The 25457-nt window shown below is 66.6% G+C and carries 23 protein-coding genes, 1 tRNA gene, 1 other RNA gene and 2 pseudogenes; 16 read left to right on the forward strand and 11 right to left on the reverse strand.

Annotated elements, in window-relative coordinates; translation table 11 throughout:
* Window positions 1-100 precede the first annotated feature (100 nt).
* A complete protein-coding gene (locus PV772_RS06895) occupies window positions 101-1294 on the reverse strand; it encodes an MFS transporter (RefSeq protein ID WP_347885733.1) in 1194 nt (397 codons plus the stop codon).
* A gap of 145 nt (window positions 1295-1439) precedes the next feature.
* Between PV772_RS06895 and PV772_RS06900 the strand changes: the two genes are divergently transcribed.
* Both PV772_RS06900 and PV772_RS06905 read left to right on the forward strand, forming a co-directional pair.
* Window positions 1440-2399 carry a D-2-hydroxyacid dehydrogenase family protein gene (locus PV772_RS06900; protein ID WP_347885734.1) on the forward strand — a complete coding sequence of 320 codons (960 nt, stop codon included), beginning with the start codon at window positions 1440-1442 and terminating at the stop codon, window positions 2397-2399.
* Window positions 2400-2415: 16 nt separating this feature from the next.
* Window positions 2416-2949, forward strand: coding sequence for a GNAT family N-acetyltransferase (locus PV772_RS06905; RefSeq protein ID WP_141158213.1), 534 nt, complete (start codon window positions 2416-2418; stop codon window positions 2947-2949).
* A 5-nt stretch (window positions 2950-2954) separates the two neighbouring features.
* On the opposite strand, the gene PV772_RS06910 is transcribed toward PV772_RS06905, so the two are convergent.
* Together PV772_RS06910 and PV772_RS06915 are read right to left on the reverse strand one after the other, a co-directional pair.
* Window positions 2955-5135, reverse strand: coding sequence for a glycogen debranching N-terminal domain-containing protein (locus PV772_RS06910; protein WP_347885735.1), 2181 nt, complete (start codon window positions 5133-5135; stop codon window positions 2955-2957).
* 58 nt (window positions 5136-5193) lie between these two features.
* Window positions 5194-6255 carry a glycosyltransferase family 4 protein gene (locus PV772_RS06915; RefSeq protein WP_347885736.1) on the reverse strand — a complete coding sequence of 354 codons (1062 nt, stop codon included), beginning with the start codon at window positions 6253-6255 and terminating at the stop codon, window positions 5194-5196.
* 214 nt (window positions 6256-6469) lie between these two features.
* Between PV772_RS06915 and PV772_RS06920 the strand changes: the two genes are divergently transcribed.
* Both PV772_RS06920 and PV772_RS06925 read left to right on the forward strand, forming a co-directional pair.
* Window positions 6470-7168, forward strand: coding sequence for a DsbA family oxidoreductase (locus PV772_RS06920; protein WP_347885737.1), 699 nt, complete (start codon window positions 6470-6472; stop codon window positions 7166-7168).
* 35 nt (window positions 7169-7203) lie between these two features.
* Complete coding sequence (locus PV772_RS06925) at window positions 7204-7854, forward strand: TetR/AcrR family transcriptional regulator (protein ID WP_141158217.1); 651 nt, start codon at window positions 7204-7206, stop codon at window positions 7852-7854.
* Between the two features lie 30 nt (window positions 7855-7884).
* Here the strand turns inward: PV772_RS06925 and PV772_RS06930 are convergent, their stop codons facing one another.
* Together PV772_RS06930 and PV772_RS06935 are read right to left on the reverse strand one after the other, a co-directional pair.
* Window positions 7885-8559 carry a LytR C-terminal domain-containing protein gene (locus PV772_RS06930; RefSeq protein ID WP_141158218.1) on the reverse strand — a complete coding sequence of 225 codons (675 nt, stop codon included), beginning with the start codon at window positions 8557-8559 and terminating at the stop codon, window positions 7885-7887.
* Window positions 8552-8851 (reverse strand): type II toxin-antitoxin system VapB family antitoxin, encoded by a 300-nt coding sequence (locus PV772_RS06935; RefSeq protein WP_210411385.1) that lies wholly within the window; start codon window positions 8849-8851, stop codon window positions 8552-8554. Before PV772_RS06935 ends, PV772_RS06930 begins: the two co-directional genes overlap by 8 nt.
* A 143-nt stretch (window positions 8852-8994) precedes the next feature.
* On the opposite strand from PV772_RS06935, the gene PV772_RS06940 reads away from it, so the two are divergent.
* Together PV772_RS06940 and PV772_RS06945 are read left to right on the forward strand one after the other, a co-directional pair.
* Window positions 8995-9924, forward strand: a complete 930-nt coding sequence (locus PV772_RS06940; RefSeq protein ID WP_347885738.1) for a hypothetical protein — start codon at window positions 8995-8997, stop codon at window positions 9922-9924.
* Window positions 9925-10000: 76 nt separating this feature from the next.
* Window positions 10001-11638: a stealth family protein gene (locus PV772_RS06945; protein ID WP_141158221.1), complete on the forward strand. Its 1638-nt coding sequence runs from the start codon at window positions 10001-10003 to the stop codon at window positions 11636-11638.
* Window positions 11639-11692: 54 nt separating this feature from the next.
* Here the strand turns inward: PV772_RS06945 and PV772_RS06950 are convergent, their stop codons facing one another.
* Both PV772_RS06950 and PV772_RS06955 read right to left on the reverse strand, forming a co-directional pair.
* Window positions 11693-12619, reverse strand: a complete 927-nt coding sequence (locus PV772_RS06950; protein WP_141158222.1) for a phosphodiesterase — start codon at window positions 12617-12619, stop codon at window positions 11693-11695.
* A 160-nt stretch (window positions 12620-12779) separates the two neighbouring features.
* Window positions 12780-13292: a glutathione peroxidase gene (locus tag PV772_RS06955; protein WP_141158223.1), complete on the reverse strand. Its 513-nt coding sequence runs from the start codon at window positions 13290-13292 to the stop codon at window positions 12780-12782.
* A gap of 89 nt (window positions 13293-13381) precedes the next feature.
* Here PV772_RS06955 and PV772_RS06960 point away from each other — a divergent pair, with 89 nt between their 5' ends.
* The gene (locus PV772_RS06960; RefSeq protein ID WP_347885803.1) at window positions 13382-14077 is read left to right on the forward strand and encodes a hypothetical protein; all 696 of its coding nucleotides are present in this window, start codon (window positions 13382-13384) and stop codon (window positions 14075-14077) included.
* Between the two features lie 74 nt (window positions 14078-14151).
* Here the strand turns inward: PV772_RS06960 and PV772_RS06965 are convergent.
* A pseudogene (locus PV772_RS06965) lies at window positions 14152-14976 on the reverse strand (peptidoglycan DD-metalloendopeptidase family protein); the annotation flags it as partial.
* A 131-nt stretch (window positions 14977-15107) separates the two neighbouring features.
* On the opposite strand from PV772_RS06965, the gene PV772_RS06970 reads away from it, so the two are divergent.
* A complete protein-coding gene (locus PV772_RS06970) occupies window positions 15108-16043 on the forward strand; it encodes an oxygenase MpaB family protein (protein WP_141158224.1) in 936 nt (311 codons plus the stop codon).
* A gap of 80 nt (window positions 16044-16123) precedes the next feature.
* Here PV772_RS06970 and PV772_RS06975 read toward each other — a convergent pair.
* Window positions 16124-16208: transfer RNA gene (locus PV772_RS06975), tRNA-Ser, on the reverse strand.
* 387 nt (window positions 16209-16595) lie between these two features.
* Here PV772_RS06975 and ffs point away from each other — a divergent pair.
* The 4 genes from ffs (at window position 16596) to PV772_RS06995 (ending at window position 22365) form a co-directional block, all read left to right on the forward strand.
* Window positions 16596-16692: signal recognition particle sRNA small type (gene ffs, locus PV772_RS06980), an RNA gene on the forward strand.
* A gap of 51 nt (window positions 16693-16743) precedes the next feature.
* Window positions 16744-20115: a DNA polymerase III subunit gamma and tau gene (locus PV772_RS06985; protein ID WP_347885739.1), complete on the forward strand. Its 3372-nt coding sequence runs from the start codon at window positions 16744-16746 to the stop codon at window positions 20113-20115.
* Between the two features lie 75 nt (window positions 20116-20190).
* On the forward strand, window positions 20191-20790 hold the full coding sequence (gene recR, locus PV772_RS06990; RefSeq protein ID WP_141158226.1) for a recombination mediator RecR: 600 nt from the start codon (window positions 20191-20193) through the stop codon (window positions 20788-20790).
* A gap of 216 nt (window positions 20791-21006) precedes the next feature.
* Entirely contained in the window at window positions 21007-22365 is a 1359-nt protein-coding gene (locus tag PV772_RS06995) for an aspartate kinase (RefSeq protein WP_141158227.1), read from the forward strand.
* A gap of 85 nt (window positions 22366-22450) precedes the next feature.
* Here PV772_RS06995 and PV772_RS07000 read toward each other — a convergent pair.
* Window positions 22451-22665, reverse strand: a pseudogene (locus tag PV772_RS07000) (hypothetical protein).
* 119 nt (window positions 22666-22784) lie between these two features.
* Window positions 22785-23027: a hypothetical protein gene (locus PV772_RS07005; RefSeq protein WP_141158229.1), complete on the reverse strand. Its 243-nt coding sequence runs from the start codon at window positions 23025-23027 to the stop codon at window positions 22785-22787.
* Between the two features lie 76 nt (window positions 23028-23103).
* Here PV772_RS07005 and PV772_RS07010 point away from each other — a divergent pair, with 76 nt between their 5' ends.
* The 4 genes from PV772_RS07010 to PV772_RS07025 all read left to right on the forward strand — a co-directional run bounded on the left by PV772_RS07010 (window position 23104) and on the right by PV772_RS07025 (window position 25441).
* Window positions 23104-23568: a MarR family transcriptional regulator gene (locus PV772_RS07010; RefSeq protein ID WP_141158230.1), complete on the forward strand. Its 465-nt coding sequence runs from the start codon at window positions 23104-23106 to the stop codon at window positions 23566-23568.
* Window positions 23569-23641: 73 nt separating this feature from the next.
* Window positions 23642-24202: an SSI family serine proteinase inhibitor gene (locus tag PV772_RS07015; protein WP_347885740.1), complete on the forward strand. Its 561-nt coding sequence runs from the start codon at window positions 23642-23644 to the stop codon at window positions 24200-24202.
* A complete protein-coding gene (locus PV772_RS07020) occupies window positions 24180-25112 on the forward strand; it encodes a 3-methyladenine DNA glycosylase (RefSeq protein ID WP_347885801.1) in 933 nt (310 codons plus the stop codon). Before PV772_RS07015 ends, PV772_RS07020 begins: the two co-directional genes overlap by 23 nt.
* Window positions 25109-25441 carry a serine protease inhibitor gene (locus PV772_RS07025; RefSeq protein ID WP_141158232.1) on the forward strand — a complete coding sequence of 111 codons (333 nt, stop codon included), beginning with the start codon at window positions 25109-25111 and terminating at the stop codon, window positions 25439-25441. Before PV772_RS07020 ends, PV772_RS07025 begins: the two co-directional genes overlap by 4 nt.
* Window positions 25442-25457 lie beyond the last annotated feature (16 nt).

Raw genomic sequence — 25457 nt, forward strand, 5'->3', positions numbered from 1 at the left:
TCCGCCATTTGGTGCAAGAAGTGAGCGGGCGTTTCACCGTTTAGTGCAAGAAGTGAGCGGGCGTCGGGGGCGACGGAACGTCCGACGGCGGCGGATCGCCTCAGCGGCCCTTCGGCACCTTCCGCACGGAGAGCGTGGTTCCGACGAAGAAGGCCAGTACCGAACCCAGGATGACCAGCAGGGCCGGCGTCCAGGATCCAGAGCTGTCGTGGACAAATCCCAGCAGCGGCGGGGCCACGGCTGCGAGGCAGTAGCCCAGCCCCTGGACGGTGGCGGACATCCGGCCCGCAGCGGCCTGGTCCCGGGCCAGCTTGATGACGGCAATGAAGATCAGCGTGATGCCGCCGCCCTGTGCGATGCCGCCGGAGGTGGACCACAGCCACCACAGTTGTGGCAGGAAAAGCAGCCCCACCGGAACGGCAAGCCACAGGGCACTAAGGGTGACCGCCACCGCCGTCGCACTCATGTACTTGGCCGCAAAAGGCACGCCGAGGCCGCCCACGATGGCCAGGATCTGGAAGATCGAGGACGCGGCGCCGGCCTGCGCGGCATTCATGCCCAGTTCGTCGTGCAGGTAGCTGGGCAGCCATGCCGTGACGCCGTAGTAGGAGAAGGCCTGGCCCCCGAAGCCCGCGGTGAGCCCCACCGTGATCCATCCGGAACGGCTCACGGGGGCCCGCGGCGCGTCCACGCCGTCTTCGGCCGAGACCATGAACGCGGTGCGGGGACCCACGGCCAACACCCACACCACCACCGCGGCCACGGCCAACACAGCCACCGCGGCTAGGGCCAGCCGCCACCCGGTCACGGCCGCCAGCGGGGCCATGGCCACCGAGGTGAGGAAGGATCCGATGTTCAGGGCTGCGGTATAGATCCCCATCGCGGTCCCCTGCCGCCGCGGCGCAAAATCCCGGCGGATGATCAAAGGAACCGCAATGTTGCCCACCGTAATGGCCACGCCGATGACCACCGTGCCGGCCACCACCAGCGCCGGCCCTCCCGCGGAACGGAGCAGCACGCCGGCCAGCACCCCCACGATGGTCAGCGTCACCGCGAACTCCGCACCGAACTTCCGCGCCGCCAGGGACGCCAGCGGAGCGGCGAGCGAAAAGCACAGCACCGGGATGCTGGTCAGCAGCCCCAGCATGACCGGCGAAAAGTGCAGTTCCGCCTGCATGAGGTCCACCAGGGGTGCCACGGAAACGATGGCGCCGCGGAGGTTCAGGGCCAGCAGGCCGATGCAGGCCAGCAGGACCCAGCTTCTCGGGATGCGGGACAGGGCGGGGCCGCTCACAGGGACAAAATCGGGAATAGGCGTGGATTCATCACTCCCATTGCTATCACGCTCCTGCGCTGCCGGGGCTTCACGCACCCTATGGACCGGCCCCTGCCATACGATAAGCGTGACCCAGGACGTAGGACACTGCGAAGGACTCCCGATGACGCACCGCCTTGCCATCCTCGATGACTACCAGGACGTGGCCCACGGCTTCGCCGACTTCGCGGCTTTGGAGGCGTCGGGTGTCACCGTGACCACCTACCGTGAACCTTTCACGTCGCGGCATGCCTTGGTTTCGGCATTGGCGGACACCACCATGGTGATCGCCATGCGCGAGCGGACCGCGTTCCCCCGGGAAGTCTTCGAGGAGCTGCCGGCGCTGGAACTGCTGGTCACTACCGGAATGGCGAACGCCGCGATCGACGTGGCAGCCGCCGCCGAACACGGGGTGACGGTCTGCGGCACGCCCGGCTCACCTACGGCAGCGCCGGAACTCACCTGGGCCCTCCTGCTGGCCATTGCCCGGCACCTTCCCACCGAGGAAAGCTCGCTGCGGGCAGGTGCCTGGCAGTCAACGGTAGGCGTCGAACTTGCCGGGAAGACCCTGGGCATCGTGGGCCTGGGCAAGATCGGCCGGCGGATTGCGGCCTACGGGCAGGCGTTCGGCATGGATGTGGTGGCCTGGAGCCAGAACCTCACTGCGGACTCCGCAGCGGAAGCCGGCACCCGGCTGGTGTCAAAGGAGGAACTCTTCACGGTGGCCGACGTCGCAACGCTCCACCTGCGGCTCTCCCCGCGGTCGGAGAACATCGTGGGCGAGGCCGAGCTGAAGCTGCTGGGCCCCGAAGGCCTCCTGGTCAACACCGCCCGCGGACCCCTGGTAGACCAGGACGCGCTCATCAGGGCATTGAACGAGGGGTGGATCCGCGGCGCCGCCCTGGACGTCTTCGACCAGGAACCCCTGCAGGCCGGGCACCCGCTCCTCGCCGCGCCGAACACTGTGCTTTCGCCCCACCTGGGCTACGTCACCCAGGAAAGCTACCGGCAGTTCTATGGCGGCGCCCTCGAGGACATCACCGCCTGGCTTGCCGGCTCCCCCGTCCGAACCATCACCCCCTGACGTGGAGGGACACCACATGACCCACATCATCCGCAGGGCAACAGCGGACGACGCCGGCCCGCTCGCCGACCTGGCGGCCGTCACCTTTCCGCTGGCCTGCCCGCCGTCGTCCTCACCTGCCGACATTGCCGCCCACTTGGCCAACACGCTCAGCGAGGAACACTTCACGGGCTACCTCGAGGACCCGGATGTCACCATCCTGGTCATCGACGCCGACAGGCGGCTCACCGGCTACAGCCTCCTGGTGGACAGGCCGGCCGCGGACCCGGACGTAGCCTCCGCACTCGCACTGCTGCCCTCCGTGGAGATCAGCAAGTGCTACGTCCACCCCGAATACCACGGCCTGGGCGCGGCTGCTGAACTGATGCACGCCAGCCTCCAGGCCGCGGCTGCCACCGGGGGCGCCGGGGCGTGGCTGGGCGTGAACAGCCAGAACGCCCGCGCCATCCGCTTCTACGAGAAATCCGGCTTCCGGAAGGTGGGCACCAAATCGTTCCGGCTGGGCAGCACCGTGGAGCACGACTTCGTGCTGGAACGCGCCCTGCCCTGAACGCTTCAGCTGCTGGCCTGCTGGATGCCCGGGACGCGGGAGTTGGCGGGGGCTCCGTCCGGTGGGTAGGCCAGTGGCGGGCGGGGCTCCGTCAGGAGCTTCAGCCCCGGCGGGAGTCCGTCGATGGCGCCCGTTGTTCCCGTGGCGGTGATGGTGACCCGGCTGGTATCCAACAGGACATTTTCGGCCCGGAAGGTTCCCACTGACTCCGGCAGGATCGGCGCCAGGTGCACCACCCTGCGGGTGAAGACGGGGTCGAAGCGCAGCAGGATCCTGGCGAGCTGCACGGGCGCCGCGGCCGCCCACGCCTGGGGTGAGCATGCGGTGGGATACGGAACAGGGCCCGGAAACTCGCCGCGGTCGAACCCGCAGAACAATTCCGGCAGCCGGCTATCAAAATGCCGGGCAGCGTCGAGGATGCCCAGTGCCACCCGTTTGGCCTCGTCCACGAACCCGTAGCGCATCAGCCCAGTGGCCACCAGCGCGGTGTCGTGCGGCCACACAGAGCCGTTGTGGTAGCTGACGGGATTGTAGGCGCCCATGTCGGAGGCCAGCGTGCGGATGCCCCAGCCCGTGAACATCTGCGGGGACATCAGGTTTTCCATGACGGACACGGCTTTGTCCTCGTCCACGATGCCCGTCCACAGGCAGTGGCCGATGTTGGATGTCAGCGCGTCGACATGCCGTTTGTCCTTATCAAGTGCCACCGCAAAGTAGCCCTTCTCCGGCAGCCAGAACTTCCTGTTGAACTCCTCCTTGAAGGCTGCAGCCTTGTCGGCCCAGTGCTTTTCCAGGTCAGGATCCCCTGTCCAGTGGGCCAGCAGCGACCTGCCCAGGTAGGCCGCATAGACGTAGGCCTGGACCTCGCAGAGCGCGATGGGGGCTTCAGCGATGGTCCCGTCCGCGAAGTTGATGCCATCCCAGGAGTCCTTCCAGCCCTGGTTGACCAAGCCGTGGTCATTGGGCCGGAGGTACTCCACGAAGCCGTCGCCGTCGCGGTCGCCGTATTTTTCGATCCATTCCAGGGCGCGGTCGGCGTGGGCCAGCAGTGGCTGGATCGCATCCCGGGAAAGCCCCCACCGGCTCAGCTCGCCCAGGGTTGCGACGAAAAGCGGTGTGGCATCCGCCGTGCCATAATACGCCGTGCCGCCCAGCGACAGGCCGGCAGTAACGCCCAGCCGGACCTCGTGCGGGATGCGTCCGGGTTCCTCCTCGGAATCCACGTCCACTTTCTTCCCTTGGATCCCGGCCAGGGTCTGCAGCGTGCCCAGGGCGAGATTGGGGTTGACCATCATGCTCATGTAGGACGTCAGCAGCGAGTCCCGACCGAACAGCGCCATGAACCAGGGAGCCCCCGCCGCGACCGCGGCGCGGTTGGGATGGCGGGCATCGAAGATCCGTAGTGCACCAAGGTCGCTTTGGCTGCGGTTGAGCACATTCTGGAAGCTGGTGTCCTCGATGCTGATCCGCGGAACGTTCTCCTCCCACGCCAAGTGGCGCTGCACGCCCTCACGGTGGTGCGGGAGCTGGCCTTCGGTGAAGGGCTTTTCCGGGGCTTCCCCATTGACCAGCGGCACCACGATGACGCTGGTGCTCCATTTGCCGCGGGCCGGAACGGTGACGTTGAACCGGAGCCCATCCGTGCCCACCTCCGCATCCTTGGCCCCGATGGCGGAGCCCCGCTGCTGGCCGTGCCGGGATGCTTCGATGATGAGCTTTCCATCCACTACGGCGCGGGTGGTGTCATCGGGGCCTGTTGTGCGGCCGCCTTTCACTTCGAAGAGGTCGGCCTGGTCCGCGTCCACCAGCAGCTCGATGGCGCATTCAACGGGTTCCGCCGCGTAATTCTCCAAGATGATGTCGTCCTGCAGGCCCGGTCCGATGTGGCGGACCTGGCGGACCACCAGCGGACTGTCGAACCGGCCTCCGGGCCACGTTGCACGGCCCACGAAGGTTGCTTCGAACGGCTGGGCCTTCTGGGCTGACAGCGGTTCGCGCCGCGAGCCGTTGATCCGCAGCACCCAGCCCGAGACGATCCGGGTGTCCTGGTAGAACGCGCCGTTTGTGCTGCCGTCGGCGCTGATGTCGCCGGTACCGGCCGAGATGCAAAACGAAGAGCCTTCCAGTACGGTGACGGCACCAACATCGGAGCCGGAGGCCTCATTGTCTTCGTTCCAGGCGGTCATGGAAGGACTCCCTTCTCAGGCTGGATGCTGCCGGGGAGCCCAACGCCCGCCCGTCCCCTTAACGATTCTGGTGCACCGGCGGGGTAACCGGAACCCCTCCCGGCAATCTCCCCGCCAGCAGGTCATCGAAGAGCCTGAGGTGCTGCGCCACCATCCGGTGGGCACTGAACCGGTCCTCCACTGATGCCCGGCAGCGCTCCCTGCTGAGCCCGGCGGCTGCCTCAACGAAGCACTGCAGTTCCCCGGTCTTTCCAAGGAAGCCCGTGCGGCCGTGTTCCACGATCTCAGGGGCTGAGCCGATCCTTGTGCCGATCACGGGAGTTCCGGTGGCCAACGCCTCGATCATCACCAGCCCAAACGGCTCGGACCACTGGATGGGGTTCAGGAAGGCCGTGGCTTCGCCCATCATGCGGTATTTGGTGGCGTCGTCCACTTCCCCCACAAAATCCTCGTTGGGGCCCAGCATCGGTTCGATGACCTCGCGGAAGTAGCGGATCTCGTCCGGTTCCCGCACCTTGACGGCGATCTTCAAGTGCATGCCCACGTCCCGGGCGAGGGTGATTGCTTCAAGCAGCCCTTTGTCGTGGGAGGCGCGCCCAACGAAGCAGAGGTACCCGCCACGGCCACTGCCTACCGGGACCGCGGAAACGTCCATGCCGTGGTGGATTACCTGGGTGACGGGGACTTCCGGGGCGTGAGAGGCCTGGTCCCGGGAGATTGCAACAATTGCCACATCCCGGGCCATGGAACGGTAGAGGTCTTCCGCCTCCTTGTGGAGAGGACCGTGGATGGTGGTGACCACCGGTACCTTGGCGGGCCGGTGTGCGTAGAGCGGGCCCGCAAGCGTATGGTCGTGAATGATATCCACGTCCTGCAGCCCCTGGTAGGCCCGGATCACATGGCTGAGTTCGGACATCGTCGAGCCAAGCTCATCCCGGACCGCCGGCCGCATGCCCGGCAGCAGCGGAACGGGACAGGTGCTTTCGGTGGGAGCCGCGAGCAGTACGTCGTGCCCGGCGGCCGCAAAGCCCCGCGCCAAGGTATCCACAACCCTTTCGATGCCGCCGTATGTCAGCGGAGGAATGGGAATCCAGGGTCCGGCAATAAGTCCAATTCGCATACTTGGCCTCCAGGGAAACGAGGCCCGCGCTCCCCAGCCGCCAGGCATATTCCGTCGCGGGACATGGAGGTCCCGCGGTGTTTTATTTTTGTAGGGCGTCTGCTTCACCTAACTCCGACTATTGCCCAGGATCGCCCCGGCCACAAGGGCTGAATGTGCCCCATCTCACGGCACGCGCCGGAATGGCGGCAACGGCAGCCGGGTTGTGCAAGGCATGAAGATTGAGATCTGGTCAGATGTTGCCTGCCCGTGGTGTTTCATCGGCAAGCGCCGGTTTGAGGCTGCGCTTGCTGCGTTCCCCCACCGCGCTGCTGTGGACGTGGTGTGGCGCAGCTACCAGCTGGATCCCACACTGCCGGAGCATTATGACGGAACCGAACTGGAATACCTGAGCAGCCGGAAGGGCATGCCCGCCCAGCAGGTGTCGCAGATGTTCGAACATGTGGCCCAGCAGGCAAAGGGCGAGGGCCTTGACTACCGGTTCGACCAGGTGGTGGTGGCCAACAGCTTCACCGCCCACCGCCTGATCCACCTTGCGGCAGCCCACGGCAGCCAGGACGCTGCCAAGGAACGCCTCCTCAGCGACCACTTCGAGCACGGCAAGGACATCGGGAGCCGGGAGTACCTGACGTCCCTGGGCAACGATCTCGGCCTGCCGGCAGGCGAGGTGGAGGGACTGTTCACCACGGACAAGTACTCCGACGAGGTCCGGTTCGACTTCGAGGAGGCCCGGGGCCTGGGCATCAGCGGGGTCCCGTTCTTCGTGATCGACCGCAAATTCGGGTTGTCCGGCGCCCAGCCCACTGAGACGTTCACCGCTGCCCTCACCCAGGCATGGCAGGACGCCAACCCCCTGGTCCTGGTCAATTCCTCCGAGGCTGAGGCCTGCGGACCTGACGGGTGCGCCGTTTAGCGCTTTTTACTGACACATCGCGGTAAAGTGTCTGTATGCCCAGGATTTCAGCGGCGAGCAATGCCGAACAACGCGCGGACACCCAGCGACGTATCCTCACCGCTTTTGGCGAGCTTCTCTTCACTCACGGCCTTCCGGGGCTGACCATGACGGACGTGGCGCGGCACGCAGGCGTGGGCCGCACGGCTGTCTATAACTACTACGCCGATATCGAAGAACTCCTGATCTCCTACGCCCTTGACGAGACCGAGAAGTTCCTCTCCGAACTGCGCGAATCGCTGGACCGGATTGCAAACCCGGTAGAACGGCTGGCCCTGTACGTCCGCGCCCAGGTGGTTGACCTCAGCCGACGCCACCTCCCGCCGGGCCCTGCCATGGGGGCGGTGCTGTCGCCGTCGTCCTTTGCCAAGCTCTCCGACCATGTGGGCGAGCTCAGCGTCCTGCTGCAGGGCATCCTGCGCGACGGCATGGACCAGGGGTACCTGCCGGTGGCGGACGTGGGCCAGCAGTCCCAGCTGATCCTGGGCACATTGTCGTCCAGCGCGGCGCGGGGCAGTGATGAGCCGGCTGAGCTGGAAGCGCGTGTGGCCAGGACCGTCCGGTTCATCCAGCTGGGCGCCGGCGCACGGTTCGACGACGACGGGCGCCCGGTGAAGGTGGCCCAGCTTCCGGTGGTGGCTCGCTGAGTCCGGCCCGCTGTTTCCGGCTGGCTGCGGTCAGCGGGTCGGAGCGGCGGCAGGCATCACGGGCAGCTTGTCCGTGTCCGCGATACGCCGGCTTTCCCTCGGGCAACTGAGCTTGCCGGGGGTCTGGTCCACCAGGTCCGCCGGTGTCAGTGCCTTGTAGTCCTGTGCCAGGATCACGTCCACGCTGGCATCGGTCCTTCCGTCCTGGAAGTAGTCCGAGCCGGGCACATGGCGCTGGACCGTGAATGCCGCCGCATGCCCTGCTGCACCCGACACCACGGCGGCCACGCCCCGGTAGCCGGCGTTGATGTTCGACACGTTCCCCACGACGAACTTGCGTGCAAGGAATTCGTCCGCGACGGACCGGGCAAGGCCCGGCCGGCTGGTGGAGTTGTAGACGTTGAGGTTGACCTTGTCCGCCGGAACGTAGTCGTAGATCGAAGGCGGGCAGGATGACACCGGGCTCGGGGCGGGCTCCGCGGAGGGCAGCTGCAGCCGGCCGTTGATGATGGCCAGGGCAAGGATGATGGCCGCGGCGATCACGCCGATCAGCAGGACCAGCACCACCCCGTGCAGGACTCGGCGCCGGACCCGGGCGGTTTCGTCGGCATCCCTCGCCGCCTCCATGGCGGCCCGCAGTTCAGGGCCGGTAACGACGTGGTGGCCGTGCAGGACGCTCGGATCCTTTGGCCGTTTGCTAGCCATCAAGCACCAGGACCCGGGCATGGATCGCGGTGCGCTGGTGCAGGGCGGTCCGCACCGCCCTGTGGAGGCCGTCCTCCAGGTAAAGGGTCCCCCGGTACTGCACGACGTGCGGGAACAGGTCGCCGAAAAATGTTGAGTCTTCCGCCAGCAGCGCTTCGAGGTCCAGGGTGCGCTTGGTGGTCACCAGTTCATCCAGCCGGACCGGCCGCGGCGGCAGCGACGCCCACTGCTTGGGGGTGCTGTAACCATGGTCGGGGTAAGGGCGGCCCTCGCCCACAGCTTTGAATATCACCATGCAACAGTAGGCACCCCTGTGCCCCAGCGAAAGTGGCACGGCTGGCGCGCGGCAGGTTGTAGCCAAACAGTGACCATCTGCCACGCGCCCCCGGCGCCGGGGGCGCGGAATGGCGCCGGTCCTGCTGACAGAATGGACCCATGACAGTCTCCGAGTCCCCTGCCGTGTCCGCGCCCGGAACCAGCCAGCCGGCGGCGCCGCCACTGGCCCTCCTGCTGGACGTGGACGGCCCGGTGGCCAGCCCGGTGACACGTGACGTCAAGCCCGGCATCATCCTTGACCTGGTGGCCCTCGCGGCTGCCGGCATCCCGGTCATCTTCAATACCGGCCGTTCCGACGCCTTTATCCGCGAGCAGGTCATGGAACCCATGATCGCGGCCGGCATTCCGGCGGGAACCGTCATCCATGCCATTTGCGAAAAGGGCGCGGTCTGGTTCAGCTATACGTCCGCCGGCCCCGGCCCCGTCCACGTGGACCGGGAACTCGCCGTTCCGGCAGCGTACGGGGATGACATCCGCCGGCTCGTGGCGGAGGACTATGCCGCCCACATGTTCTTTGACGAGACCAAGCGCGCCATGGTGTCCGTGGAGCAGCACATCAACGTGCCCAGCGCCGACTACCTGGCCGAGCAGAAACTGTTTGATGCGGAGGCCGTGGAGCTCATGGCACGGCACGGGCTGGGTGTTGTCCGGCTCGACCACCACGCACCAAATTCCGACGACGAGGTGGACTACCGGGTGGATCCCACCATTATTTCCACGGACATTGAGTCGGTGCGGCTGGGCAAGGACCTGGGCGCCAGCCGCGCGGTGGAACTCCTCGCAGCGCAGGGCATTACGCCCCAGGCGTGGCGGACCGTGGGCGATTCCCGCACCGATTACGCCATGGCGGACTGGCTGCACCACAACGACCACCCCGTGAAGCACGTCGACGTGCGCCCGGCGGACGGCATTCCCAGCAAGCCGTATCCGGTACTGACGGCAGCGGACCTGGGGCTGGAGGACACAGTGATCCACGACGACGCCGGCGGAGCCTTCCTGCACGCATGGCGCGACGCGCTGGGCGCCTGAGCCGCTGCCGGGCGGACAAGCGGCTTGCCGGCCGCCAAGTTACCCGGAAACCTTCCGTTACCCGGGCAGGACTATCATGCAGGTAAGAATGCCCACCACCACCAGCACGGAGACCACCATTACAGAAGCACCGGTCCAGGACGAGGTTTACTACGGCGCCCAAGCGTCCGTGGAAGAACAATTTCACGCCGAAATCACATCGGCAGCGGCTGAGCAACGCCTCAAGCACCGACCCGACGTCATCCGGCACAAGGGCCGCTACGCCCTGATCAACGACACCAGGACTCCGTACCAGGCCATGGTGGAAGACCTGCTGTTCCTGCGCAACGTCCTGGCCAACGCCGGCCTTTCGTACCTCCTGGTCCGCGGCAACAACGACAGGCCCGTGGTGGCCCTGGACTGGAAGGACCGGAAGAAGCTCCGGGCCGCCCTGGTGGATGCCTGCCGGGACGAACCCTTCTACTCGATGACCGTGGACGCCAAGAAGAAGACTTCCGTCCTGGTGGCGGACGGAGAGCTCTCGCCCAACCGGCAGGGACGCATCTTCCGCCTCTACCGGCCGCGGGTGGAACCGGTGGGCGGCTTTGAGTTTGGCGCCTCAGCCGGCGTCCAGATCGAGCTGTGGGCCTTTGAGGGCGAGCAGCTGATCCTCCCCATCGAGAACTCGCTGACGCGCCGGACGCTGCTGCGCCAGGATGCGGTCCGCGGCACCGTGGAACGGTACGGGCACACCTGGCCCACCATCGAGAACATGTTCGCCGACCACGCCAGCGACATCAGTTTCGACATTGACATCGTGTTCTCCTGGGTGGACGGCAGCTCACCCGAATACATCGCGGCCCGCCGCGCCCAGCAAAAGGGACATGTCCTGGGCGAAGGCGACGACCACGAGGCCCGGTTCCGGCAGATCAACGAACTCAAGTACGCGCTGCGGTCCGTGTACATGTTTGCACCGTGGATCCGGCGCATCTTCATCGCCACGGACTCCCCCGCGCCTGCCTGGCTGGCGGACCACCCGTCCGTCACGATAGTCCGCAGCGAGGAGTTCTTCTCCGATCCCTCGGTGCTGCCAACGCACAACTCGCAGGCCGTGGAATGCCAGCTGCACAACATCGAAGGGCTGTCCGAGCACTTCCTCTACTCCAACGACGACATGTTCTTCGGCCGGCCGGTGGGCCCGGACATGTTCTTCACCCCCGGAGGCATCACCAAGTTCATCGAGGCTGAAACAAGGATCGGCCTGGGCGAGAACGACGCCGAACGCAGCGGGTTCGAAAACGCCGCCCGGGTAAACCGCAAACTCCTGTGGAACCGGTTCGGCCGGATCACCACCCGGCACCTCGAGCACACGGCCGCGCCGCTGCGGCGCAGCGTCGTGGACCAGATGGAGGAGGAATTCCCGGAAGAGTTCCGCAAGACCGCTGCCAGCCGATTCCGGGCAGCGGACAACATCTCCGTGACCAACTCCTTCTACCACTATTACGCCCTGCTTACGGGCCGAGCCGTCACGCAGACGGCGGCCAAGGTGCGTTACGTGGACACCACCATGCGCTCGGGGCTGAAGTACCTGCCCAAGCTGCTGGCCAAGCGGAACATGGATTTCTTCTGCCTGAACGACGGCAGCTTTCCGGAGGTCAGCGCGGACGAGCGGGCTGAAGTGGTGACCGACTTCCTGGAACGGTACTTTCCTATCAGGGCGCCCTGGGAAAAGTAGGCCGCACGCATCGCTCCGGCCGGTCCGGTAGCCGGGCCGGCCGGAGCAACCGTGTTAGCGCCGGCTGGGTGCGCCCAGCTTGGTGCTGCCGCGCTTGGTGGTCTCCGGAATCCGGACCCCTGCAGCCTGCAGCCTCCGGGCCGTCTCTTCCGGGGAGACATATTCGCCCACCGTGGGCGCACTGCCCATGGGCACCACGGAGTGCACAATGGTGTGTTCGTACACGTGTACCAGGTTGAACGCCTGGCCGCCGTCCTGGCCACGCGTTCCACCCACAGGGACGTTCAGGTCCTGGGTGTAGCACGAGGCCGAAGCGACCGAGACAGGAACGCCCGCAAAGCTCGCGGTGGTGGAGTAGTGCAGGTGTCCGGCCAGGATGGTGCGGACGTCCGAATTGCGCACCACCGCCGCCAGCGACGCCTGGTCGCGCAGTTCCACGAGTACCGAAAGGTCCAGCACCGACGGGACCGGGGGGTGGTGCATCGCAAGGATGGTTCCGTCCGGAGCAGGGGTTTCCAGCTGGCGGGCCAGCCACTCCAGCTGCGCCGGGCTCAGTTCGCCGTGGTGGAACCCGGGCACAGTGGTGTCCAGGGTAATGACTCGCAGGCCATTGATGAAGTAACTGTGGTCCACTGGTTCGTCACTGCCGGGCTGGTCCAGCAGCCCCCGGCGGAAGTTGGCGCGGTCGTCATGGTTTCCCATGGCCCAGATGACCTGGGCCCCGAGTTCCTTGCAGGCGGGCTCAACGATGGCCCTCAGCTTTACATAGGCCTCAGCGTCACCCTTGTCGGCGAGGTCACCGGTGAAGATGACAGCCTCAGGCCGGGCCCCGGACGCTTTGACTTCGTCGAACAGCTGGGCAAGCCTGGCTTCGCTGTCGACGATTCCGTAGAGGGGTTCCGGACCTCCCAACAGGTGGGGATCGCTCAGGTGGAGTAGGAAGTGGCGTGGCCGGGGGTGTTCGGCCTCGATGTGCTCCATTGCTACCTCTATGGTTGGTGGGAAGCCGTTCTTCCCTTGTACCCTTCAGTAATATTTATCCAATCAGACATTTGGCAAACATGGGGTAAATCGCCGTGGCTGATGTGGAAAAAGTTAAAAGAACTGCGCTTTTGCCGGCCGCATTCGGCCCGCTGCCCGTTTATCCCAGTGCGTGTTCGATGGCGCCCGTCACCTCTTCCGAGTCTGGTTCGACCGTAGGGGCGAACCGGGCCACCACGTCCCCCTCGCGGTTGACCAGGAACTTCTCAAAATTCCACTTCACCAGCCCCGGCAGCAGCCCGGTCTTGAACTTGGTGAGCTCTGAATAGAGCAGGTGCTGGTTGCGGCCGCGGACCTCGGCTTTGGCCGTCAGGGTGAACGTGACACCGAAATTCCGTTCGCAGAAGTCCGCGATGTCGCTGTCGGTTCCCGGCTCCTGCCCCGCGAACTGGTTGCACGGAACCCCCAGGACCTCGAACCCGCGGTCGCGGAACTTCCCGTACAGCGCTTCCAACGCGGCGTACTGCCGCGTGAAGCCGCAGTTCGAGGCCACGTTGACCACCAAAACCACCTTCCCTTTGAACTGGCCGAAATGTGTCCTGGTGCCGTCGTTCAGGATCAGCGGGATGGGATAGAGGGGTCGCGGGCTGCGCGACAGCAGGAAATTGCTCATGCAGGGAATTCGTTGCCGGCGGCGGACCGTACGGGTCCGGAGGAGAAAATTTCTAGGGCGGGGGTGCCGTTGGGGATGGCTCGGTCACGGTGGGAGTTGGCGCCGGGGTGGGTTCCGCGGCTGGAACGGTTGGCTCGGGTGAAGGCGTGGTGGTGATGGGGGCCGGGTCAACAGGCGCCGGTGCCGGGGCAGGTTCAACGGGAACTGGCACAGGAACGGGCTCAACAGCGACGGGCGCAGGGGCCGGTTCGAAAGGTGCCGGCCCCACGGAGGCGGGTTCGGGCTGGACGGGCGTAGGCGACGGCGGCGGGCTTACAGGATCAGACGGCGCAGGTTCCGTCGGCGCGGGTTCCGTCGGCGCGGGTTCGGGCTGGACGGGCGTAGGCGACGGCGGCGGGCTTGCCGGGTCAGTCGTCGCAGGATCAGACGGCGCAGGATCCGTCGGCGACGAGGGCGACGTGGGCGACGGTGAAGGTTTTGTCGGGTCAGTCGTCGCAGGATCCGTAGGCGACGGCGGCGGGCTTGCCGGATCGGACGGCGGCGGCGCGGCACTGCCCGCCGGTTCCGCAGTTGGCGGGGCCGTCGTCGTCAATTGCACGTCGGGTGGCGGCAGCACAACGCCCGTCGGTTGGGACGGCGACGGCGACGGCCCCGGCCCCGGGACCGGGAGCGGCGGGAAGGGCGAAGCCTGCAGGCCGGCTGCGGGGAGTCCATCACCCGGATCGACCTGGAGGGGAATGGTCCAGCTGATCCGGCCGCCGGACAACCCCGTGCCCGGCGCATAGGAAACCATGTCAGCCGGGAAAGACTGGTTCACCGCCCGGAGCTGGAGGAATGTCCATCTCAGGGGGTTGGTGTAACGGCCGTTCAGGACGGCTTCAAAATGCAGGTGGCAGCCCGTGGACCATCCGGTGGTGCCTACGCGGGCGATCACCTGCCCCACCCGTACCTGGTCGCCGGTGCGTACGCCGATCGATTCCAGATGGTTGTAGGTAGTGATGAGCCCGTCGCCGTGGTCAATCTCTATCCGGTTGCCCCCTCCCCAGGGGTGCCAGCCGGCTGCCCGCACGACGCCGGAATCAGCTGCGTAAACCGGTGTCCCGCACGGCGCTGCGTAATCCTGTCCCAGATGGAAGTCCCCCGCCGACCCACTGATCGGGCTCACCCGGAAACCGAACGGCGAACTCGGATACAGGCGTTGCAGGGGTGCCATCAGGAATCCGGCCAACGGCCTGCCCGCGCCCGCAGGGCCAACAGTCAGGGCTGCCGCTGTACCCTGGTTGGCGCCGCCGATTGCCGTGCGCGGGAACGCCAACGCGGCCTGGGGGCTGGAAAGGATGGCGGGTGGAAGGGGCGCGGCACCCACCTGGTCTGCCGTGGACGAAGCAGGTGCGCTGTCCGGTTCGTGACCGCTTATGGTTCCGAAAATTCCGTCCATGGCAGCCGCACCGGGGGTGGTCCCTGCTTCGGAAACCGACCGCGCAAACTGCGGCCGCTCCCCGGAGCCGGCGGAAAGATTTACGGCATAAACGGATGCCGCCAGGACACCGGCAGCGGCGACGGCACGGGCCACTGGGGAAAGGCTGCGCTGGTCCGGCTTGCGGTTGCCGGGCACGGAATTCTTGCCCAATTCACTGACTCCAGGACGTGGCCTGCCGCGCGTTGTCTCGACGGTATGTCCCATGGGACCACAGGACCGCGGGGGTGGAAACCCCAAAGCCGGACTATGCGGGTTTTTTGTGGGCCGTTAGGGGGTGGGAGGCCGCGCTTCACCACCGGAGCGGCCGTGCCGCCGGAAATGGGCAACAATGTCTCATGCGCAATGTCCTTCGTACATGGCAGGACGAGATCAAAAAGACGTTCTCCGGCAGGGCCGACGCCCCGCCGGACTGGACGCTGAAGCTGGCCGAAGGGGACGACCCCGGCTACCACCTGCCCGGATCCGCCGTTTGGGCGGTGCACGGCTCCATGACGCCGATCGTGGGTGGCATCCGCACGCTGCTGATGCAGTCGCTGCATCCGGGCGCGCTGGCGGGGGTCCACGAGCACTCCAACTTCCGCGACGATCCCCTGCGCCGGCTGGCCAACACCATCCGCTGGATCTTCACGGTGACCTATGGGTCCACGGCGGCCGCGGAGGAGGCAACCCGGCGTGTCCGCCGCCTGCATGAGCCCGTCCAAGGCAACTACCAGGACAACGACGGCGGTGTACGCCGCTACAGTGCGAACGATCCCGGACTGGCCGGTTGGATCCATCTGGCCTTTACCGATGGCTTCCTCGCAGCCCACAAGATCTGGGGCAAGCCCATCCCGGGCGGCACGGACGCGTACGTCCGGCAGTGGGCCCAGGCCGGGACGCTGATGGGAGTGGAAGACCCGCCGCTGACGGAAGCACAGCTGCACGGCCAGCTGGAACGGTGGAACGCCGGGGGCGAACTGCGCGCGGACGCCAGGGTCAAGGAAACTGTGGAGTTCATCCGCAATGCGCCGCTGCATCCCCTGCTGAAGCCCGGCTACCGGATCCTGTTTGCTGGTGCCGTGTACAGCCTGGAACCCCGGTACCGGGACATGCTGGGACTTTCGGTTCCACGGCTGGGCCCGTTTCCACTGCCGGTCCGGCTGGCAACCAAAGCCGTGCTCGTCGTCGTCCATTTTGCTTTGGGCGGCCCGCTGAGGCGGAGGGGTCCCAGCGAAACGGCAGCGAGGAAGCGTCTGAGGCGGCTGGGGGAACCGTTGGCAGACGTGGCCTGATCCCCCATTTTCGGGGGCCTGCACGCTCCGCATAAAGCAAGAACCCGGCCCCGGGTTATCGGGACCGGGTTCTTGACCGGCGGAGAATGGGGGATTTGAACCCCCGAGGGCGTTAACCCAACACGCGTTCCAGGCGTGCGCCATAGGCCGCTAGGCGAATTCTCCAACTGCTTCTGAATCAAAAGCAGGTACTAGATTACCTGAAGTTTTCCGCATCGCCCAATTGGCTCCTCCGGCGCGGGTTTTGGGCCGCCGCCCGCCTCCCCGCTTACCGGGTGCCGGGTTGCCTTTTCGTCTGGAAATGGGCGCCCCCAATGCGCCCATTCCCTGTGCACCGTTGAGCTGCCGGGTCCGTTCCGTTACGCCAGGCCACGCAGCTCACAACCTTGAGATTGCCCCAATCGGTGTACATACACATGATCGCGGGTGGGGCAGAGATGCGCAATGGAGATTCATGCCCGTTTCGTTCCGGCCCCGCACCGGCCGTGCGGGGGTCGGAAGGCAGTGGCGGGCCCCGATTCGAGTCGTGCTCCATGTTCGGGTAAAGTATCTGACGGCCCCTCATGTGGCGTCATCCTGTTGAACTCCCCCAGGACCGGAAGGTAGCAAGGGTAGACGGGCTCTGGCGGGTGCATGGGGGGTCTTTACTATTCCCCCACAGGGCGGCATGATGTCAGCCCGGATTGGTAGGGTTTTCTTCGTGACAGTTACTACCGCCCTGTACCGCAGATACCGTCCCGACTCGTTCGCTGACGTTATCGGGCAGGAGCACGTCACCGAGCCCCTGATGACGGCTTTGCGCAAGAACCGCGTCAACCACGCCTACCTTTTCTCCGGCCCCAGGGGCTGCGGCAAAACCACCTCCGCCCGGATCCTGGCGCGCTGCCTCAACTGCGCCCAGGGCCCCACTGACACCCCCTGCGGAACCTGCCCCAGCTGTGTGGAACTGGCCCGTGGCGGCCCGGGTTCCCTCGACGTCATCGAGATCGACGCCGCAAGCCATGGCGGCGTGGACGACGCCCGTGACCTCCGTGAGCGGGCCACCTACGCCCCGGTGCGGGACCGCTACAAGATTTTCATCATCGACGAAGCCCACATGGTCACCTCGGCCGGGTTCAACGCCCTGCTGAAGATCGTGGAAGAGCCGCCGGAACACATCAAGTTCATCTTCGCCACCACTGAGCCGGACAAGGTCATCGGAACCATCCGTTCCCGGACCCACCATTACCCGTTCCGGCTGGTACCGCCCGAGCCACTGATGGCCTACCTTGAGCTCCTGTGTCGCCAGGAAAACGTTCCCGTGGCCCCTGGGGTCCTGTCACTGGTGATCCGCGCGGGAGGCGGTTCCGTCCGTGATTCCCTCTCAGTCCTGGACCAGCTCATGGCAGGTGCCGGACCCAACGGGCTGGATTACGAGCTCGCAGTGGCGCTGCTCGGCTACACGCACGCCTCGCTCCTGGACGACGTCGTGGAGGCCGTGGCCGCTTCCGACGCCGCCACCGTGTTCCGCGCCGTGGACCGGGTCATCCAGACTGGCCACGATCCACGAAGGTTCGTTGAGGACCTGCTGGAGCGCTTCCGCGACCTGATCATCGTCCAGGCCATGCCCGAAAGCGCCCACGCCATCCTGCGCGGGATGCCGGCGGACCAGATCGCCCGCCTGCAGAACCAGTCCCACAACCTTGGCGCCGCCGAACTTTCCCGGGCTGCCGATGTCACCAACACGGCCCTGACTGAAATGACGGGGGCCACCTCACCCCGGCTGCACCTGGAGTTGCTGTGCGCCCGGATCCTGCTCCCCAGCTCCGAGCAGAACGAACGGGGCATGGCCGCACGGATCGACCGCGTGGAGAGGCGGCTGAACTACGCAGGGACCGACGTCAGTGTCCCCGCAACGGCAACGCCCTCCCAGCCCGCGGGAGCAGCACCGGCGCCCCAAACAGCGGCTCCGGCCGCCGCCCGCGTGGACACCCCCTCGGACTCCCATCGAGCACAGGAGCCGGCCGCCCAAGACTCTCCAGCGCAGGACCCTCCAGCGCAGGCCGGGGACGGTTCGCCTGCCGCAGCCCAGCATGCCCAGGGCAGGCACGAACGCCCTGTTCCGGCAGCTCCGTCCCTGCCCACTTCCGGGCACGGGCAGGATACTCCAGCCGTTGACGGCGCCCGCAGCCCGCTTACGCCACCGCGGGTCAGCACCAGCGACTGGCCCGTCGAGGAACCTGTCCGCGGCCGGGCGCCCCAGAACGCCGCCGCTCCAGGGGCCCCCACTGCTGCGCAGCTACCCCCCGCTGCGGCGCCGGCCAACGCAGCGCCGCAACCCGATGCTGCACCGCAGTCACCTGCCCGCCAGGTCCCGGCGGCGAACCAGCAGGCACCCGGCGCGTCCGTCCCGTCTGCTCCCCCGGCCATGGGAGACGTGGAGGTCCTTCGCCGGGCGTGGCCGGACGTCCTGCAGGCACTGTCCAAAATCAAGCGCAGCACCTGGGCCCTTGTTGAGCCCAATGCGCAGGTCCAGGCGTTCGACGGCAGTGTCCTGACGCTGTCCTTCACCACATCGGGGCTTGCCGGCGCCTTCGGCAGGGCAGACCACTCGGACAACCTGCGGCAGGCCATCCTCAAGACTGTCGGTATCGACTGCCAGATCCAGGCGGTTGCCGGTGGCGCCAACCAGGCGAGCTCTGAGCCAAACCCAAAAGTACCCGCCAGTCCGGTGGTTCCGGCCACCTCAGCTGACGTTGCCTGGGGGCTGGCTCCTGCGCCTGCCGGGGCCCCTGCGGGGGCAGCACCCACTGCGCATGCTCCTGCAACCGCGGCCGTCCCCGGCACGCCGCTTGGCGGGAATGCGGAGAACCCGGACGGCGCCGGAGGCTCCAACGCCGGGACCACCGCCCCTGCTGCCCGCTCGGGCAGTTCCGCCGTTGCCGCCAGCCCGGCCGCGGCATCCGCCGTCGTTCCCCCTGCGGCTGCCCCGGCCGGGGGCCGTCCCACGGAAGTCGCCACCGCCTCCGCCACCCGGGGGCCAGTGTCCGGCCGCGCGTCCGTCAACGGCGGGAACGCTGCTGCCCAGCCATCCGCCACGGACGCCGCCCCGCCCACCTACCCATCGGCAGGTGGTGACTACTCCTATTCCGATGACGACTGGGGCCCGCCCCGGGATGAGGATGCTCCCCCGCTGGATGAGGAACCTCCCATGGACTGGGAGCCCTCGGCACGTCCGGACGGCCGGACGGCATCACCCTCCCCTGCCACTGGTGTCCCGCAGACGGCAGCCGGCGCCCGCCCGGGCGCTGCCGCGCGTACCCAAGGCACTCCCTCCGGCGCCCCGGGCTCGAGTACCGCGTCCCAATCTGATGCCCCGCGGGCGGACGCCGCCCACGATCCCTGGACCAGGGCGGTGGAGCAGGCGCCCGGCGTATGGGTGGTTGGCGACAAGAGCAACGTTGGTGCCGCACCTGCATCAGGCCCGGCAAATGACAACATCGGGGCATCGGCCGATGTCCCGCATTACGAACCCGCAACCGCCCAGGTGCCGCCCTCCATACCCGTGGCCCCTGCCGTAACGGTGCCATCCTGGGCTCTGGGTTCCGGCTCCGGCTCCGGCTCCGGCTCCGGCCATGCTGACCCGGTTTCGGGAACCTACCAGTCGCCGTCCCCCGACCGCGCTCCGGTACCCGAATTCGCCATGGCGGCTGCAGCCCCGTCCCCTGTTACGCAGGCCGCAACTGCCCGCGCCGCCGTTGCCCCGGCTTCGGTGGCACCGGCCGCGGCGCCCGCCCCTCCCCGGCCAGCGGCTGCCGCGCCGGTTCCTACCCCTGCGGCCGGACCAACCCAAACCCGGCAAAGCCTCTACCAGCGGCTGTCCAACAGCCCTGAAGCCGAGGCTGGACGCGCGAAGGCGCCGGCCAGGGCCGCTGCCGCCCCGAGCGCGTACGTCCAGGACATCCCGAGCGCCGACGATGAAACCATCGAGGAATCGGGCGTATTCGGCCGGGCCGCCGTCGAACGCATTTTGGGCGGAAAACTGATCGAGGAGCGGTCCCTGGACGGAAGCCCTGTGACGCCACGCTATTGACGGCTGAGGAGTGCCGGCCGCGCATGGCCAACTGACTGATCCATCCGCTATCCACACGAAGCTAAAGAGGAAAAAGTGTACGAAGGTGCCGTCCAGGAGCTGATCGATGAGCTCGGACGCCTTCCGGGCGTGGGGCCCAAGTCCGCGCAGCGGCTGGCTTTCCACATCCTTGAAGCCGATCCCCAGGACATGAAGCGGCTGGTTGAGGCGATCACCACCGTCAAGGAACGGGTGAAGTTCTGCACCGTCTGCGGCAACGTCACGGAACAGGAGTTGTGCAACATCTGCCGCGATCCACGCCGCGACCCCGCGGTCATCTGCGTCGTGGAGGAGTCAAAGGATGTCCTGGCCGTGGAGCGCACCCGTTCGTTCCGCGGCCGGTACCACGTGCTGGGCGGGGCCATCAATCCCATCGCCGGCGTAGGGCCGGAGCAATTGCGGATCCGTGAACTGCTCACCCGGCTGAACGACGGCGAAATCCAGGAAGTCATCATCGCCACCGACCCCAACCTGGAGGGTGAGGCAACGGCCACCTACCTGGCCCGCATGCTCAAGACGATCGGTATCGCAGTCACCCGCCTGGCGTCCGGCCTTCCCGTTGGTGGTGATTTGGAGTACGCCGACGAGGTCACCCTTGGCCGCGCCTTCGAGGGCCGCCGGAACGCCCTGGGCTAAGGCACGCGGCGGCCACCCGCCGTCGGACCTCCACCTTGGCCGGACCTGCCGCCCCTGCCGGCGAAGGCTGCGGCCCCGGTGGTCCGTGGCCGGAATGTGGTCACAATTCAACGTCCCTCCGGGCGCGGCGATAAACTGTCCCAAAGGATTGCCGCGCCGTCAAGCGTCAGGCTGCCTGGCCTCCAGAACTCCAATTGATCCGATGAAGGTATGCGCATGAGTACGCCCACCACCGAAGTGCACCACGCAACACAGCCGCTGGCAGCCCCCGCCTCCGGCGCGGTGACCAAACAACTCATTGTGCAGAAGTTCGGTGGCTCCTCCGTTGCTGATGCTGACGGCGTCAAGCGCGTCGCGAAGCGGGTGGTGGATGCACAGGCTGCCGGCAACGAGGTGGTGGTGGTTGTCTCTGCGATGGGTGACACCACGGACGAACTCCTGGACCTCGCCGCACAGGTGACCGATTCCGCCCCCGCCCGCGAAATGGACATGCTCCTTTCTGCCGGTGAGCGGATTTCCATGGCGCTCCTGGCCATGGCCATCAATAAGCTCGGCGCGTCCGCCCAGTCCTTCACCGGGTCGCAGGCAGGCATGATTACCGACGGCATCCACGGCAAGGCCCGGATCATCGACGTCGACCCCCACCGCATCCGCACCGCCCTGGACAAAGGCCACATCGCCATCGTGGCAGGTTTCCAGGGCATGTCCCGGACCACCAACGAGATCACGACGCTAGGCCGCGGTGGTTCGGACACCACGGCCGTGGCGCTGGCGGCAGCCCTCGAAGCGGACGTCTGCGAGATCTATACAGATGTGGACGGTATTTTTACCGCCGATCCGCGCGTTGTCCCGTCAGCCCAGAAGATCGACACGATCTCCAGCGAAGAGATGCTGGAACTCGCGGCGTCTGGCGCCAAGATCCTCCACCTGCGCTGCGTGGAATACGCCCGCCGGTTCGGCGTCCCGCTCCACGTCCGTTCCTCATTCAGCCAGCATGAAGGCACCTGGGTCATCCCCAGCGCCGACGACAAGATCACCACTCAAGAGGGAGTTGCCTTGGAGCAGCCAATCATCTCCGGCGTTGCGCATGACCGTTCCGAAGCGAAGGTCACCGTGGTCGGCGTCCCCGACATCCCCGGCAAAGCCGCCGCGATCTTCCAGGTGATCGCCGACGCCCACTCGAACATCGACATGATCGTCCAGAACGTGTCCACGCACGGCACGGGCAAGACCGACATTTCCTTCACGCTGCCCATCGTGGAAGGCGCCGAAGCCCTGGCCGCCCTGAAGGCTGCGCAGGACCAGATTGGGTTCGAGGCCATCGAATACAACGAGAAGATCGGCAAGCTGTCGCTGATCGGCGCCGGCATGCGGTCCCACCCCGGCGTCTCCGCCACGTTCTTCAAGGCCTTGTCAGACGCGGGCATCAACATCAACATGATCTCCACCTCGGAGATCCGTATCTCAGTGGTGACGCACGCCGATCTGCTGGACGAAGCAGTTCGCGTAATCCACAAGGCGTTCGGGCTCGACACCGAAAGCGAAGCGACGGTCTACGGCGGCACCGGCCGGTAGGCGCCAACGAAAAGCCGGGCCGCTCCTCCCCTTGAAGGGAGAAGGGCGGCCCGGCTTTTCCGTGCTTGGAAGCATCCGGGAAGGATCAGGTTTCGCGTTCCAGATCTTCGCGGCGCACCGCGTAATGGTGGCCGGTTGAATCGGTCTCCACCACGAAGTGAGAAAGGTCCTCTTCGGAAGCCTGTTCGAATTCGTCGTGTTTGTGCACCACGGGCGCATCGGCGTCCAGTCGGGTGGCGGGACCAAAGACAAAGCGGAGCCCTCGGTCAGGCCCATGAAACTGGTGAGGACATGTGCCACTGTTTTCCACCCCCTTCCCGGATATCGGGCGAAAGTGCCGCCTGGCTCCGTCAGGAGCCAGTGCCCTAATTTTATGCCCGGGACAGCAAAAAGGCTCCGGCCCAAGGGTGGCGGAATTGCTACCGGAGGGAGCGGTCCTCGGGGTTCTTCGGCACCACGTAGGTGCTGCCGTCCGGCCTGGTGACGGTCTCCCACTGCTGGGTTTCCGCCTGGCGCTGGGCCAGCAGGCGGCGGTTCTCTTCAGTCATGTCATGTGCCAGGGCGCTTCGGTTGGCAGGCCCGAAAACGGCCCGCAGCTTACCGGTGGCGCGCATGAAGCGCTGGGAGGCGTTGCCCTTGTCCGCGGACCTGTCCTTGCCCATGAAGAGGTTCCTTCCACTCAATACCGGCTAAAACAAGTGTACACTAATGATTAGTGCACTAACAATCGGAGGCCCAATGACTGCAACGGACTCACAAGCAACAGACCCGGCACACGACGAAGACCTGCTGCTTGAACATCAGCTCTGCTTTGCGCTGACGGTGGCCGCCCGCAGCGTGGTGGGCGCCTATAAACCCGTACTCGAGAAGCTCAACCTCACGCATCCGCAGTACCTGGTGATGCTCTGCCTTTGGGAGGACAGCCCGCGCACCCTCCGGAACATCAGTACAGCCCTGGCCCAGGAGCCGGCCACCATCTCTCCGCTCCTGCGCCGGCTCGAAGCGGCGGAACTGATCACTCGGCGCCGTGTGGACGGCAACGAGCGCGCCCTGGCCGTGGAGCTGACTCCCAAAGGCACTGCCCTGCGGGAACGGGCGCTCCAGGTACCGGGAACCATGATGGAACGGCTGGGGTTGACCCGTGACCAGGTCACCGAACTGCATGCCTCCATGATGGGGCTGATCGCCGCCACCTCCCAGTGACTGCCCGGAGGGCGACGGCCTGCCTGCCCCATGCCAAGCGACTAGAATTGCTGGACGAAGGGAAGGTGGCCTGATGCGGAAGTTCCGGATGCTCGCAGCATTCCTTGCCGTTGCCGCCGGCCTGGTCTCGGGCTGCAGCGGCACTCCCGGCAATGGCACATCCGCGTCCACAGCGCCCTCCACCGCATCGGCAGGCTCCCCGGCCGGCACTGCGGCCCCCTCTCCGGACACAGAAACCTCGGTACCGGCGCCCGCCCCCGCCACGTCGCGGCCAGCCGAGGGCCCGGGACAGGGAAATGCCGAGCTCGCCATCACCGTGGTTCCGTCCCCGGGCGCACCCGAAGTCGACTACACCCTGGTTTGTTCCGCGGGCACCCCCGCCGCCGAAAGCAGCCATCCCAACGCCGCTGCCGCCTGCGCCGCGCTGAAAGCGAACCCAGGCATCCTGGCTCCGGCCCCGGCAGGGACGTCGCGGCCCTGCACCCAACAGTACGGCGGCCCCCAAACAGCTACCGTCACGGGCATGGTGGACGGCGTGGCCGTGGATTCTAAATTTGCGCGGACCAACGGATGCGAGATCAGCGCATGGGACGCTGCCCGGGATGTGCTCGGTGCCGCCGGTGGAGCCTCTTAGCCTGCTGGCGGAGGACAGCGCCCAGGCACGGGGGGAAGCCCACCTGCAGCGCGTCAGCCGCTACGCCGATCCTTACCTGGCCCGCCGGTCCGCAGGACAAAAGCACCCGGTGGAGGATTTCCTTTTCACCTACTACACGCAGAAACCGGGGCAGCTGAAGCGCTGGCACCCGGGCGCCGGCGCGGTCCTCACCGGCGCCCAGGCAGCCGAGCGGCTGGGCTGGAAGCATTACCGGAGGCTCGACGACGGCGAGCTTGGTTTCCTGGGCCTGCCTGCGGGATGTACGGCCGCCACCTTCGACCGGGCCGCCTTCCTTGCGGACCGCAAGGAAGCAGTGGCATTCGCCGGGGTGATCCTTCGGGGCACGGCGGCCCGGCCTGCCCAGTTCGGCTGCTTCGGCCTGCATGAATGGGCCATGGTCTACCGGCAGGACAAGTTCGACCTCCGCCACGAATACCTGCAGCTGCGGCTTGGGTCAGCGGGTACGGACAAGGTGGTGGAGGACAACAGGATCCGGTGCACCCACTTTGACGCGTTCCGGTTCTACACCCCTGATGCCATTCCGCTCAACGAGTTTTCGCCCAGCCGGGAGTCGCAGCGCCACATGGAGCAGCCGGGCTGCCTGCACGCCAACATGGACCTCTACAAGTGGGCGTACAAACTGTTGCCGGCACTGTCCAGCGAACTGGTCATGGACTGTTTCGAACTCTCCTGGCGCATCCGGGCCATGGACATGCAGGCTTCCCCATACGACCTCGCCGAGTGGGGCTACCCAGCCATTCCCATCGAAACTCCACAGGGCAAGGCTTCCTACGTTGAGCACCAGCGCAATTTTGCCGCGGAGGCAACCGCGCTGCGGGAGAGACTTGCCCTGGACCTTGGTGCCCTCGCAGATGGTGTGCAGAAGTGATCGACCTGGCCATCAGCGTCCGGGAGGCCCCGGAGGCTCCCGAGTATGTGTTCCGGCTTGTGGCGGAGGACGGGACTCCATCGCCCGGGACCACCCTGCCGGCACCGGAGGCCGCGCTGGCGGCCGTGGAGGAATTTGGGGAAGACATCTTCTTTCCCCGGCCCGGGCCACCCAGGCTGTGCACCCAGCAGTACGGGGGACCACAGGTGGCCGTCGTTTCCGGCACGTTCCATGGCCGGGCGGTCCATTCGGTCTTCACCCGGACGGATGGCTGCGAGATCGCCCGGTGGAAGGCCATGGCTCCCCTGCTGGGTGGCAACGGCGCCTGACCTCCGGGGGCCCGGC

It is taken from the genome of Pseudarthrobacter sp. CC12 (assembly GCF_039907755.1).
Taxonomy (GTDB): domain Bacteria; phylum Actinomycetota; class Actinomycetes; order Actinomycetales; family Micrococcaceae; genus Arthrobacter; species Arthrobacter niigatensis.